Source organism: Roseivivax sp. (assembly GCF_054552075.1).
In genome coordinates this window covers 1-12180 of the sequence record NZ_JBTOLZ010000028.1, presented here as the reverse complement: position 1 = coordinate 12180, position 12180 = coordinate 1, and the positions used below count along the sequence as shown (strand labels likewise).

The following is a 12180-nucleotide window of genomic DNA, read 5'->3' as shown; positions in this document are numbered from 1 at the left end:
GGCCAGCCCCAACCTGCAAATCCAAGATCGCATGCTTCCTCCCGCACACACCAAGCATCCACCCAGCACCACGTCCCTTCCGAAGACACCGCCATCCTCCAGCCCCCGTCTTGCGCCCGAATGGCACCGAAGGTGCCGGGCGCGCGCCGGACCGGCCCGATGGGCCGGCGCTCCTTGGAGTGGCGCGCGTAGCTATCCCCTAGTCCTGACCTTGCAGCCATAAAGCGCTTAGCTCAGAGGTCGGCAGCGCCGGCCCCCGGTCCGACGCGCGCCCTCTGGTGGGGCGGGGGCGAGCTGGGAAGGGGCTGCTTGACGAGACGGGGGTGCTGCCCTCGGGGGCGTTTCTTCGTGGTTGCCCCGACCTTCCAAGCACACCACTACCACTGCCGTGGTTTTCCCCGAACTTCGACACTGATGCACCTCCTTGCGCCCGAATAGCATCGAAGATGCCGGGCGCGCGCCGGACCGGCCCCTTGGGCCGGCGCTCCTTGGGGTGGTGTGCTTAGCTCGTAGCGAGCAATGACCTTGCTGGGATAAAGCGCCTCGCTCGGTGGTCGGCAGCGCCGGCCCCCGGTCCGGCGCGCGCCCTCTGTTGCGAGGGGTGGAGAGGGGGACTGGATGGAGAGGGACGGCCAAAGAGGCAGACTGACCGCTGTGCCACTGGAGGGCCAAAGGATAGCGCTGAGGGCCGCGGGATAGAGCGGTGAAAGGGCAAGACCGAATTCGACGCCACGGGATCGTCGAAGCGCGGGACCGGCTGCTGCGCACAGGATGCCCAAAGCGCAGGACCGGGCGGTGCCACGGGGTCGTCAAAGGGGCAGGCCGAGTGCCGGGCCATAGGCCAGCCAAAGCGCAGGACCAAGCGCCCCGCCACAGGCCAGCCGAAGCGCTTCGGAGACGCCCGATCCGGCCCATCCGCCCCCGACAGCGCCCAAGTGCCAGCCCTCCGAACCCTCACCTCCCAACCCCGCCCAACCTCACCCCCACATTGCCTTTCCCGCCGATCCGGTGTTTCACCCCTCACATGATGGAGCTTGCCCAGCACACCCACCTTGCCCTGCCGCCCGGACGGGCCGTGGGGCTCTTGGGCGGGTCCTTCGATCCGCCGCACGCGGGGCACCTGGAGATCAGCCGCGAGGCGCTGCGGCGCTTCGGGCTCGACCGTGTGCTCTGGCTGGTCTCGCCGGGCAACCCGCTGAAGACCCGCGGGCCGGCGCCGCTGGCCGACCGCATGGCGGCGGCACGGGCGCTGGTCGATCATCCGCGCATCCATGTCTGTGACCTCGAGGCGCGGCTCGAGACACGCCACACCGCCGAGACCCTGCGGCTCCTGCAGCGCCGCTTTCCGAAGGTGCGCTTCGTCTGGCTCATGGGGGCCGACAACCTGCGGCAGTTCCACCGCTGGCAGAACTGGCACGACATCCTGGCGCGGGTGCCGGTGGGGGTGCTGGCGCGGCCCGGAGACCGGATCTCCGCCCGCCGCTCGACCGCCGCGCGGGTCTATGCCGACGCCCGGCTGCCGGCGCCGCAGAGCCGGGCCCTCGCCCGGGCCGAGACCCCGGCCTGGTGCTTCGTGAACGTGCCGATGACGGACATTTCCTCCTCGGAGATCCGCGCGCGGGGCGGTTGGCGCAAGGGCTGAGGCCCTGGGCAGGGCGTTCGTGCGCCGCCGCGCTCTAGGGCCCGACTCTCTCCGCGCGCCAACGCCCTCTCCGCCACGTGCGAAGGCCCTCTATTTCGCGCTCGAAGGCCCGCTTTCCGCGGCGCGCCTGGACCCGCGTTCCGCGGCGCGCGCGGCCCCGTCCCCCCCACGCGACTCCCCGCCGATCCGCCACCCGACAACACCTGCCGTCGCGGCGGGCCGCTTGTCTTGCCCGCAAACGGTCTATTTACTCCGCCGCATGACGACGCGGCTGACACGACGGCACCTGATGCAGGGGCTGGGCCTGGCCTGGCTCGCCGGCCCTGCATGGGCGACTGCCCCCGAACGCTCGCTCCGGCCGATCGGGCGGGGCGACGACCTTCTGAAGAAAACCGTGCCCGACCTGCGCGAGATCGTCTCGGGCGCGGGGCTGAACGGGCCGAGCTCGGTCGCCGTGGCGCGGGTCGAGACCGGCGAAATGCTGGAGAACTACGCCGGCAGCATCGGCCTGCCGCCCGCCTCGGTCGCCAAGGCGCTGACCGCGGGCTATGCGCTCGACACGCTGGGCGGCGACTACCGCTTCACCACGCGGCTCCTGACCACCACGCCTCCGACCGAGAGCGGCGCCATCACCGGCGACCTGATCCTGGCCGGCGGCGGCGATCCGACGCTCGACACCGACGGGCTGGGGCGGCTGGCCGAACGGCTGAAGGCGGCGGGCGTGACCGAGGTGCGCGGGCGGCTCCTCGTTTGGGGCGGCGCGCTGCCGCGGATCGTCGAGATCGACGGCGAACAACCCGACCACGTGGGCTACAACCCGGCGATCTCGGGGCTGAACCTCAATTACAACCGCGTGCATTTCGAATGGCGCCGCGCGGGGTCGGACTACGCCGTCACCATGGACGGCCGTTCCGGCAAATACCGCCCCGAGGTGGCCATGGCGCGCATGGTGGTCGTGGCCCGCTCGAGCCCGATCTACACCTACCGCGACGCGGGCCTGCGCGACGACTGGACGGTGGCGAAATCGGCGCTGGGCGACGGCGGCGCGCGCTGGCTGCCGGTGCGCGAGCCCGAGCTTTACGCGGGCGAGGTCTTCCAGACCCTCGCGGGCGCCTACGGCATCCGCCTCAAGGCCCCCGAGCGCATCGAGACCCTGCCGCAGGAGGCGACCGAGGTGGCCGCGCTCGACAGCGCGCCGCTCCTCGAGATCCTCGAGGACATGCTGCTTTATTCGACCAATCTCACCGCCGAGATCACCGGGCTGACCGCCAGCGCGGCGCGGGGCGTGGCGGCGACCGACCTCGCGGCCTCGGCTGCGGCGATGAACACCTGGGCGCAGGAGGCGCTGGGCCTCGAGAAGGTGGCGCTGGTCGATCATTCGGGCCTCGGCGACATGAGCCGCATCTCGGCCCAGGCCATGGTCACCGCGCTCATCGCGCTGCGCGACCGGCTGCCGCTGCGCGCGATCCTGAAGGACATCCCGCTCGTCGACGACAGCCGCGCGGCGATCCCGGATTCGGGCGTGGAGATCCGCGCCAAGACCGGCACGCTCAACTTCGTCTCGGGGCTCGCGGGCTACGAGACCCTGGCCGACGGTTCGGAGCTGGCCTTCGCGATCTTCTCGGCCGACCTGCAGCGCCGCGCCGAGATCCCCATGGAAGCGCGCGAGCGGCCGCAGGGCGGGCGCACCTGGAACGGCAAGGCCAAGCGCATGCAGCAGGCGCTGCTCCGGCGTTGGCGGGTGGTCTTCGCCGAGGCCCGCGAACAGGCGGAAGTGCAGGAGTGAGCCGCGGCCTCTGGCCGGGCGCGGCGCGCGGCCTAGCTCGCGCAGGCAAAGGAGCCTGTCCATGAGTGCCACCATCGAGGACGAGCTGCGCCTCGCCCGCCGCACCCAACTTCCCGACGCCCTGCGCGTGCTGCTGGCGGAATTTCCCCGCAGCGGCTGGGAGGCGCATCCGCATTTCCAGGGGCTGGTGCAGTTCTGGCTCGGCCGCCACGGCATGTTCCGCGAGATCGTCGCGGCGCTGAAATCCGATGCCGAGGCCGAGATGGACGGCAAGCTCGAGGGGCGCGCCCGCGACGCGCGGCTCTCGCGTTACGGGGGGGCGCTGGTCAACGAGCTGCACGGCCACCACCAGATCGAGGACCACCATTATTTCCCGGTGCTCGTCGGGCTCGACGCGCGGATCAAGCGCGGCTTCGACATCCTCGACCGCGATCACGACGACATGGACGGGCTGCTGGACCGCTTCGCCCGGGGCGCCAACGGCGTGCTGCGGGGCGAGCTGGAGACCGGGCGCTTCCGCGAGGAGCTCCTGGGCTTCGAGGCGCTGCTCGACCGGCATCTCAACGACGAGGAAGAGCTGATCGTCCCGGTGATCCTGAAGAACGGCCCCGGCGGTTTGCACTGACCGGGGCCGGTGGGCTCACTCGACGACGGAGACCGCGTTGATCGTCTTCCAGCCGTTGTCGGCGTCGGAGGTAAAAAGGATCGCGACCTTCTGACCCGGGGCAAGCACCGGCGCGGTCTCGAGGGTTTCGAGCGACCAGACGGTCTTGTCGGTCAGCACCAAGAGGCGTTTCTCGGGGTCGTAGGTCTCGATGGTGCCCTGGGTCTGATCGGCAAAAGCGGTCAGCGGCGCGAAGGCGAGAAGGGCGGCGGCGAGGGGTTTCAGCATCGGTGGTCTCCTTGGACCGGGTTGCGACTGAGCTGAAATGGGAGAGCGCGGCGGCCCTGCAAGTGGGCGCGGGGGAATTATTTTCATGGCTTCGCGCGGGCGGTCCCAAGGCCGGGGCGGTACCGGAAATTCCCGTCTAAGATCAATCTCTTGGCCTGTCGTCCCGCCCGGTCTCCGGGAAGCGCAGCACCGCCCGGAGGCCGGGCGCGTTGTCGCCCAGCTCCAGCGCCGCGCCATGGGCCTGGGCGACCGCCGAGACCAGCGCCAACCCGAGCCCGTTGCCGGGCGTCGTGCGGCTGCGTTCGAGCCGGTAGAGCCGCCGCGTCACCAGCCCGCGTTCCTCCTCGGGGATGCCGGGGCCGCGGTCCGCGACCGACAGGACCGGCGCGCCGCCCTCGCGCCGGGCGGTCAGCCGGATCGCGCTGCCGCCGCCGTGGCGCAGGGCGTTCTCGATCAGGTTGGCCAGCGCCTGGCCCAGGAGCGCGCGGTTGCCGGTGACGGGCAGGGGGCCCGTCGCGATCTCGGTCTCGAGCGCCACGCCGGCCTCCTCGGCGGCGGGCTCGTATAGCTCGGCGATCTCGGCGGCCAGCTCGGCCAGGTCCAGCGGCGCGGGGTCGGCCTCGGGGCCGCCGGCCTCGATCTGGGCGATCTCCAGGAGCGACTGGAAAACCCGCACCGCGCGGTCGGCCTCCTCGCGGGCGCGGTCGGCCAGGGGCGCGCGCGGATCGTCGTCCTCGGTCCGGGCCTGCATCTCGTCGAGCAGCACCGCGATGCGCTGCAGCGGCGTGCGCAGGTCGTGGGCGATGTCGGCGCTGACCTGGCGCAGCGCCTCGGTCGCCTCTTCCTGGCGCGCGGCCATGCGGTTCAGCCCGCGCCCGATGCGGGTCAGGTCGTCCTCGCCGGCGCGGCCCGGATCGTAGCGCGCCGAGAGGTCGCCGCCGGCGATCCGGTCGAGCGTCGTCTCGATCCGCGCCACCCGCCGGGCCGAGCGCCGGGCGATCAGCGTGCCGAGCCCGAAGGAGAGGATCACCGTCGGCAGGAGCGAAAGCACCACCAGCCCCGCGAAGGTGCGGCTGAGGTCGGCCACCCGCTCGCGCGACTGCGCCACCACCAGCACCCCGGACGAAAGCCGCCGCACCTCCTTCATGTAGCCCGCCTCGGAGAGCGACTCGCCCTCACGCGCGGCCAGCACCACCTGGCTGCCGATCAGCCGGGCGTCGGCATTGCCCGCATGGGCGCCGTCGTCGCCGAGAAACAGGTAGACCCGCTGGCGCGGATCGGCGGCGCGGGCGCGGACCGCGACCAGGGTGCGCAGGGCGCGCGGCGTGGCGCTGATGTCGAGGCCCGCCATTTCGGCCTCGAGATCGGCGCGGATGCCCGCCTCGGCCTGGGCCTTGAGCGTCAGATAGGCCCCGCCCAGGGTCACCAGGTTCACCGTCGCGAAGACCAGCACCAGCCAGAGCGCGATCCGCACCGGGGTGGAGCGGACGAGGTTCGACAGGGTGGCGCGGTCTCGGGTCATTCGGTGATCTTGTAGCCCGCCCCGCGCACGGTGACGATCAGGTCGCGCCCGAAAGGCCGGTCGACCTTGGCGCGGAGCCGCGAGATATGGGTTTCCACCACGTTGGTCTGCGGGTCGAAATGGATGTTCCAGACCGCCTCGAGCAGCATGGTGCGGGTCTGCACCCGGCCCTTGCGGCGCAAAAGATGCTCCAGAAGCGCGAACTCGCGCGGCAAGAGGTCCAGCGGTTGGCCCGCGCGGGTCACCGTGCGGCGCACCAAGTCCATCTCCAGGTCGCCCGCGCGCAGCACCGTCTCGGCGGCATCGGCCATGGGCAGCCGCCGCCCCAGCGCCGCGATCCGCGCCGAAAGCTCGCCGAAGGCGAAGGGTTTCACCAGGTAGTCGTCGCCGCCCGCCGAGAGCCCCTCGATCCTATCGCCGATGCCGCCCATGGCGGTCAGGAAGATCACCGGGGTCGCCACCTTGGCGGTCCGCAGCGCCTTGACCAGCGACAGCCCGTCGAGGTCCGGCAGCATCCGGTCGATCACCAGCACGTCGTAGGGCTGGCCCATGGCCTGGCCCAGGGCGTCCTTGCCCGAGACCAGCCGGTCCACCGAATGGCCTTCCTCGGTCAGCCCGCGGGTGATGAAGTCCGCGGTTGTCACGTCGTCTTCCACGACCAGGATTTTCATCGCTGCGCCTCGCTCAAGAAGCCGTGAGGGGGTGGGGGTTACAAAGGCAGGCCCGGGCGGATTTCAAGGGAAGGCGCCCCCCGGGGGCCCGGAACTGGCGGCGCCGTGACATTCCTTGCGGATTTGTAATCTCCCGCCGGGCGCCCCTGCAATCTCGGGCGCCGAGATTGTGTCCTGAGCCCCGGCGGAGCCCTCTGCCGGGTCGCATCCCAGTCAGAACGGACAAGAACGGAGAGCTTTGCGATGACACGGACCACAGGCACGGCACAGGGCATGATGGCAGGCGTGGCGGTGGCCGCCCTGGTCGGCACCGCCGGGGCGTTCGGCGCCGCCGCCACCATGCCCGCCCCCGCCGCGGCGGCCACGCCCGGCAGCGATTACGTCGATCTGGTGGCCGAGCTGTCGCCCGCCGTCGTCACCATCGAGGTGACCAAGACCGCCGGCGGCGCGCCCGACGAGATGACCGAGGAGCAGAAGGAGTTCTTCGAGGAATTCGAGAAGCGCTTCGGCATGCCCTTCCCGAACCAGCCCGGCCAGCGCGGCGGCCCCGGCGGCGAGATGCGCGGCTCGGGCACCGGCTTCATCGTCTCGGCCGACGGCCAGGTGGTGACCAACGCCCATGTCATCGACGGCGCCGACGAGGTGACGGTGACGCTCTCCGACGGGCGCGAGCTGACCGCCGAGGTGGTGGGCTCGGACCCCGCGACCGACCTCGCGCTTCTCGATGTCGAGGGCGAGGACCTGCCCTTCGTGGGCTTCGGCGACAGCACCGCGCTGCAGGTCGGCCAGAACGTCATCGCCATGGGCAACCCCTTCGGCCTCGGCAATTCGGTCTCCACGGGCATCGTTTCGGCGCTGGGCCGCGACATCAACGCGGGGCCCTTCGACGATTTCATCCAGACCGATGCGGCGATCAACCGGGGCAACTCCGGCGGGCCGCTCTTCAACGAGGCAGGCGAGGTCGTCGGCGTGAACACCGCGATCATCTCGCCCACCGGCGGCTCGGTCGGGATCGGCTTCTCGGTGCCCTCGGAGCTGGCCTCCGAGGTGGTGGCCGATCTCGCCGATGACGGCACGGTCGAGCGTGGCTGGCTCGGCGTGCGCATCCAGCCGGTCAGCGAGGAGGTCGCCATGGCGCTTGGCTTCGACGAAGGCGAGGGCGTGATGATCGCCGATGTGACCGAGAAGACCCCCGCCGCCGAAGCCGGCTTCCAGCAGGGCGACATCGTGACCGCGGTGAACGGCGAGCCGGTGGAGACCCCGCGCGACCTGACCCGCGCCATCGCCATCGAGAAGCCCGGCGCCGAGGTGGAAATCACCTACCTGCGCCGCGGCACCGAAGAGAGCGTCTCGGTGACCCTCGGCGACCGGGCGGACCTGGACGCCTGATCGGGGTGTGAGCTGGTCGGGGTTGGACCCGGTGCAAGGATGAGCTGATCGGGTTGGGACCCGACGCGAAGTTTGCGCTGGTCGGGTTGGGACCCGACGCGAGGATGAGAACGCGGGCGCTGCGGTGCCCGCGTTTTTTTGTGGGGGTGCTGGAAGAGGGCTCATTTCCTGCCGCGCTGGGCGCAGACCTCTCAGGCCGCTGCCGCAGCGGATTAGGCAGCCCGTCCGACATGCGGGCGTCGCAGGGAACACCACCGGTCGGCTTCCTCGCAGCGCCAGCTCTTGGCCTAGCTGTCCGGGTAGCGGATCCCGCCGCCCGCCTTATCCCGCTGTCTACGCTTCCGAACCCTCCGCAGGCTCCCCCAACACCGCCCGGCATTGCGCCGCACCCTCCGCCGCCACGGGCCGCAGCGCCGCGATATCCGCCCGGAGCGTCTCGGCCCGCGCCGCCACGCGGGCGAGGTCCACCGGCACCTTGACCGTCACCTCCTGCTCCCAGTCGCGGAAACAGGGGTAGAGCCGGCCGTCGCCCGCCCGGCAGGAGGTGTAGATCGGGATGCTCCGCCGTCGGGTCTCGATCGCATGGCCCCGCGCCAGCGTCGCCTCGGCCGAGGCCAGCTCGCTCTCGGCCGCGCGCAGGCTCTCGGTCGCCTGGGCGACGCAGCGCTCCATCGGGCTCTGGCAGGCCGCCAGCGCCAGCAGCAGCGGCCCCAGCAGGAGCGCCCGGCACCCCCGCATGAAAAAGGCGCCGGGCAGAGCGCCCGACGCCTTGGTCTCACACCGCCCCGGGGCCGCCAGGCCCCACGAAACGGCTGATCTCATCACGCGCGCACCGATCCGCCGCGCGGCCCTGCGACCAGCCAGGCGATGAAGCCCAGCACCGGCAGGATCAGGATGGCGAGCACCCAGACCACCTTCGCCAGCGTCGAGGCGCCCGAGGTGATGGTCTGGTAGATGGCATAGATGTCGAGGATGAGGACCAGCAGGCCCAGAAGTCCATATTCCATGATGTGCCTCCGATATGTGTCTTGCGGCAATAACGCGCATCCCCGGGTCATGTTCCCGTGAGGCGTGCGTTATGGCGCAAGAGGGCGGCACGGGGCGGGGGGGAAAGGCCCCGGAGGACAGAGCTCGCGCTGCAGAAGATGAACTCCGCCCGCGCAGTGTCACAGGCCCCAGAGGATCGCGTTCATCCCATCCATGACCTTCTGCCCCTCGTCCGGCGTAAGATGGTGGACGGGCCGCAGGTGCCTCAGGCGCTGGGCCTCAATTGTGAGCGGCATATGGGTGCGGATGCGGTACGGCGCGCCGTCGATGGAAATATCGACCGTCAGCTTGCGCAGCGCGGGATAGGCCTCGCGCGGCAGAACTGGCAGAACGATGACCGAGTTGAGATCGAGCAGATGTTCTGCCTGGACAACCAGGTATAGCGCCCCGCTGATCTCGAAGAGGTCAAAGGTCTTCATCGAGTTCCGGGAAATGCAGGGCCAGATGCGCCCCGGGGATGCCGGCGCGCCGGATGAGCTGTGCTTCATCGGCCAGCGCCTCGCGGTGCTCCGCCAGCCAGGCCGCCGCCCGGCTGTCCGCGCTGCCCGCCTGCATGTCGGCGGCGACCAGGTCCTTGATGTAGTCGGTCACGTTCTGGCCTTTGCTGGCCGCCCAAGCGGAGAGCTGGCGTTTTTCCTCGGGCTCCATGCGGATGGTCAGGTTGGTCATGGCAATTGTTCCGTGACGGGATGCACTGACAGAATATCCCGAACGTCAGTGCGGGTAAAGCGCGGCGCCCGCGGGGGCGGTCCCGGTTGAAGCCAGCCGCGCGTGAGACGCAACCGCTGCCCGGACAGCCACGAGGCGGCCAAGGGCATCTGCCTCACGCCCTCGCAGGGGCGCGCGAGAGCCCAGGCGCCAAGGCCCCCTCAGCCCCCCTTCTTCCGGCGCTGCACGTTGCCGCCGCGCTGGCCGGGGCGGCCGGCGGTGGAGCGGCCGCGGGACTTGGTGGCCTCGGCGGAGGCCTTCTCGACCGCCTGCTGGCGCGCCAGCGGGTCGTCGGAGACCGCGAGGTCCACGGCCTCCAGCCGCTTGACCTCGTCGCGGAGCCGCGCGGCCTCCTCGAACTCGAGGTTCTCGGCGGCCTTGCGCATGTCCTCGCGCAGCCCGTCGAGCACCGCCTGCATGTTCGAGCCCTGGTGCTTGTCGTCGATCTTGGCGGTCACCCGGTTCATGTCGGTGTCGCCCTGGTAGAGCCCGGCGAGGATGTCCTCGACGTTCTTCTTGATCGTCGCGGGCGTGATGCCGTGTTCCTCGTTGTAGGCCATCTGCTTCTCGCGGCGGCGCTCGGTCTCGCCGATGGCGCGCTCCATCGAGCCGGTGACTCGGTCGGCATACATGATCACCCGGCCTTCGGAGTTCCGCGCCGCCCGGCCGATGGTCTGGATCAGCGAGGTCTCCGAGCGCAGGAACCCCTCCTTGTCGGCATCGAGGATCGCCACCAGCCCGCATTCGGGGATGTCGAGCCCCTCGCGCAACAGGTTGATGCCGACCAGCACGTCGAAGGCGCCGAGCCGCAGGTCGCGCAGGATCTCGATGCGCTCGATCGTGTCGATGTCGGAGTGCATGTAGCGCACCCTTATGCCCTGTTCGTGCAGGTATTCGGTCAGATCCTCCGCCATGCGCTTGGTCAGCACGGTGCAGAGCGTGCGGTAGCCGGCCTGGCTGACATGGCGGATCTCGTCGAGAAGGTCGTCGACCTGGGTCTCGACGGGGCGGATCTCGACCTTGGGATCGAGAAGCCCGGTGGGGCGGATGATCTGCTCGGTGAAGACGCCGCCGGCCTGCTCGAGCTCCCAGTCGGCGGGGGTCGCCGAGACGAAGACCGACTGCGGGCGCATGGCGTCCCATTCCTCGAACTTGAGCGGGCGGTTGTCCATGCAGGAGGGCAGCCGGAAGCCGTGTTCGGCCAGGGTGAACTTGCGCCGGTAGTCGCCGCGATACATGCCGCCGATCTGCGGCACCGAGACGTGGCTTTCGTCGGCGAAGACGATGGCATTGTCGGGGATGAACTCGAAGAGCGTCGGCGGCGGCTCGCCCGGGGCCCGGCCGGTGAGATAGCGCGAGTAGTTCTCGATGCCGTTGCAGGAGCCCGTGGCCTCGAGCATCTCGAGATCGAAATTGGTGCGCTGTTCGAGCCGCTGGGCCTCCAGGAGCTTGCTCTCGCCGACCAGCTGGTCGAGCCGCTGGCGCAGCTCGCGCTTGATCTGCTCGGCGGCCTGTTTCAGCGTCGGGCGCGGCGTGACGTAATGCGAATTCGCGTAGATGCGGATGCGTTCGAAATTGCCGGTCTTCTGGCCGGTCAGCGGGTCGAACTCGGTGATCGCCTCGAGCTCCTCGCCGAAGAAGGAGAACCGCCAGGCGCGGTCCTCGAGGTGCGCCGGCCAGACCTCGAGCACATCGCCCCGGACCCGGAAGGAGCCGCGCTGGAAGGCCTGATCGTTGCGCTTGTACTGCTGCGCCACGAGGTCGGCCATGACCTTGCGCTGGTCGTATTCCTTGCCGGTGAAGAGATCGAGCGTCATCGCGCCGTAGGTCTCGACCGAGCCGATGCCGTAGATGCAGGAGACCGAGGCGACGATGATCACGTCGTCGCGCTCCAGAAGCGCCCGGGTCGCCGAGTGGCGCATCCGGTCGATCTGCTCGTTGATCTGCGATTCCTTCTCGATGTAGGTGTCCGAGCGCGGGACATAGGCTTCGGGCTGGTAGTAATCGTAGTAGCTGACGAAATACTCCACCGAGTTCTCCGGGAAGAACTGTTTGAACTCGCCGTAGAGCTGGGCCGCCAGCGTCTTGTTCGGCGCCAGGATGATCGCCGGGCGCTGGGTCTCTTCGATCACCTTGGCCATGGTGAAGGTCTTGCCGGTGCCGGTGGCGCCGAGAAGCACCTGGTTGCGCTCGCCGCTGGTCACCGCCTCGGCAAGCTCGGCGATGGCGGTCGGCTGGTCGCCCGCGGGGGCGTATTCGGTGTGCATGACGAACCGCTTGCCGCCCTCGAGCTTCTCGCGCACGGCGACATCCGGCGCGGAAGCATGCAAGAGATCGGGCATCTGGTCGGGGCGGTTGTTGTGCATGGGCGGGGGCCTCCTTGCTCGAAGGCTAGACTTGCGGTCGCGCGCGGCGGAATCAAGGCCGGGCGGGGTGGTTCCTTCGGGTCTTGCGCTCTGTCTATCGGGGTCTTTGCGCTTCGGGGCAAGGCGCCGGGCGGGCATCGAGCCCGCCCGGCGCCTC

The 12180-nt window shown here is 70.1% G+C and carries 12 protein-coding genes; 4 read left to right on the top strand and 8 right to left on the bottom strand.

What is annotated here, in order from left to right; genetic code table 11:
• The first annotated feature begins 1024 nt into the window (after positions 1-1024).
• The 3 genes from ACX938_RS16965 to ACX938_RS16955 all read left to right on the top strand — a co-directional run bounded on the left by ACX938_RS16965 (position 1025) and on the right by ACX938_RS16955 (position 4053).
• Complete coding sequence (locus ACX938_RS16965) at positions 1025-1642, top strand: nicotinate-nucleotide adenylyltransferase (protein ID WP_459431926.1); 618 nt, start codon at positions 1025-1027, stop codon at positions 1640-1642.
• Between the two features lie 259 nt (positions 1643-1901).
• Positions 1902-3428 (top strand): D-alanyl-D-alanine carboxypeptidase/D-alanyl-D-alanine endopeptidase, encoded by a 1527-nt coding sequence (gene dacB / locus ACX938_RS16960; RefSeq protein ID WP_459431925.1) that lies wholly within the window; start codon positions 1902-1904, stop codon positions 3426-3428.
• Between the two features lie 61 nt (positions 3429-3489).
• Positions 3490-4053, top strand: coding sequence for a hemerythrin domain-containing protein (locus ACX938_RS16955; RefSeq protein WP_459431924.1), 564 nt, complete (start codon positions 3490-3492; stop codon positions 4051-4053).
• Between the two features lie 15 nt (positions 4054-4068).
• On the opposite strand, the gene ACX938_RS16950 is transcribed toward ACX938_RS16955, so the two are convergent.
• From ACX938_RS16950 to ACX938_RS16940, 3 genes are all read right to left on the bottom strand, one after another.
• Positions 4069-4320 carry a hypothetical protein gene (locus tag ACX938_RS16950; RefSeq protein ID WP_459431923.1) on the bottom strand — a complete coding sequence of 84 codons (252 nt, stop codon included), beginning with the start codon at positions 4318-4320 and terminating at the stop codon, positions 4069-4071.
• 142 nt (positions 4321-4462) lie between these two features.
• On the bottom strand, positions 4463-5842 hold the full coding sequence (locus ACX938_RS16945) for a HAMP domain-containing sensor histidine kinase (protein ID WP_459431922.1): 1380 nt from the start codon (positions 5840-5842) through the stop codon (positions 4463-4465).
• Entirely contained in the window at positions 5839-6513 is a 675-nt protein-coding gene (locus ACX938_RS16940; protein WP_232753486.1) for a response regulator, read from the bottom strand. Before ACX938_RS16940 ends, ACX938_RS16945 begins: the two co-directional genes overlap by 4 nt.
• 243 nt (positions 6514-6756) lie before the next feature.
• Here ACX938_RS16940 and ACX938_RS16935 point away from each other — a divergent pair, with 243 nt between their 5' ends.
• Complete coding sequence (locus ACX938_RS16935; RefSeq protein ID WP_459431921.1) at positions 6757-7902, top strand: S1C family serine protease; 1146 nt, start codon at positions 6757-6759, stop codon at positions 7900-7902.
• A 333-nt stretch (positions 7903-8235) separates the two neighbouring features.
• Here ACX938_RS16935 and ACX938_RS16930 read toward each other — a convergent pair whose 3' ends face one another.
• The 5 genes from ACX938_RS16930 to uvrB form a co-directional block, all read right to left on the bottom strand.
• Positions 8236-8640 (bottom strand): excinuclease ABC subunit B, encoded by a 405-nt coding sequence (locus tag ACX938_RS16930; RefSeq protein ID WP_459431920.1) that lies wholly within the window; start codon positions 8638-8640, stop codon positions 8236-8238.
• 83 nt (positions 8641-8723) lie between these two features.
• Positions 8724-8909, bottom strand: coding sequence for a PLD nuclease N-terminal domain-containing protein (locus ACX938_RS16925; RefSeq protein ID WP_232753489.1), 186 nt, complete (start codon positions 8907-8909; stop codon positions 8724-8726).
• Between the two features lie 159 nt (positions 8910-9068).
• Positions 9069-9368: a CcdB family protein gene (locus tag ACX938_RS16920; RefSeq protein WP_459431919.1), complete on the bottom strand. Its 300-nt coding sequence runs from the start codon at positions 9366-9368 to the stop codon at positions 9069-9071.
• Positions 9355-9618 (bottom strand): hypothetical protein, encoded by a 264-nt coding sequence (locus ACX938_RS16915; RefSeq protein WP_459431918.1) that lies wholly within the window; start codon positions 9616-9618, stop codon positions 9355-9357. Before ACX938_RS16915 ends, ACX938_RS16920 begins: the two co-directional genes overlap by 14 nt.
• Before the next feature lie 200 nt (positions 9619-9818).
• Positions 9819-12023 (bottom strand): excinuclease ABC subunit UvrB, encoded by a 2205-nt coding sequence (gene uvrB, locus ACX938_RS16910; RefSeq protein ID WP_459431917.1) that lies wholly within the window; start codon positions 12021-12023, stop codon positions 9819-9821.
• Positions 12024-12180: the final 157 nt, after the last annotated feature.

Excerpts from the sequence above, each read along its gene's own strand:
- ACX938_RS16965 (WP_459431926.1), top strand. The coding sequence starts at position 1,025 with ATGATGGAGCTTGCCCAGCACACCCACCTTGCCCTGCCGCCCGGACGG.
- dacB (WP_459431925.1), top strand. The coding sequence starts at position 1,902 with ATGACGACGCGGCTGACACGACGGCACCTGATGCAGGGGCTGGGCCTG.
- ACX938_RS16955 (WP_459431924.1), top strand. The coding sequence starts at position 3,490 with ATGAGTGCCACCATCGAGGACGAGCTGCGCCTCGCCCGCCGCACCCAA.
- ACX938_RS16950 (WP_459431923.1), bottom strand. The coding sequence starts at position 4,320 with ATGCTGAAACCCCTCGCCGCCGCCCTTCTCGCCTTCGCGCCGCTGACC.
- ACX938_RS16945 (WP_459431922.1), bottom strand. The coding sequence starts at position 5,842 with ATGACCCGAGACCGCGCCACCCTGTCGAACCTCGTCCGCTCCACCCCG.
- ACX938_RS16940 (WP_232753486.1), bottom strand. The coding sequence starts at position 6,513 with ATGAAAATCCTGGTCGTGGAAGACGACGTGACAACCGCGGACTTCATC.
- ACX938_RS16935 (WP_459431921.1), top strand. The coding sequence starts at position 6,757 with ATGACACGGACCACAGGCACGGCACAGGGCATGATGGCAGGCGTGGCG.
- ACX938_RS16930 (WP_459431920.1), bottom strand. The coding sequence starts at position 8,640 with ATGCGGGGGTGCCGGGCGCTCCTGCTGGGGCCGCTGCTGCTGGCGCTG.
- ACX938_RS16925 (WP_232753489.1), bottom strand. The coding sequence starts at position 8,909 with ATGGAATATGGACTTCTGGGCCTGCTGGTCCTCATCCTCGACATCTAT.
- ACX938_RS16920 (WP_459431919.1), bottom strand. The coding sequence starts at position 9,368 with ATGAAGACCTTTGACCTCTTCGAGATCAGCGGGGCGCTATACCTGGTT.
- ACX938_RS16915 (WP_459431918.1), bottom strand. The coding sequence starts at position 9,618 with ATGACCAACCTGACCATCCGCATGGAGCCCGAGGAAAAACGCCAGCTC.
- uvrB (WP_459431917.1), bottom strand. The coding sequence starts at position 12,023 with ATGCACAACAACCGCCCCGACCAGATGCCCGATCTCTTGCATGCTTCC.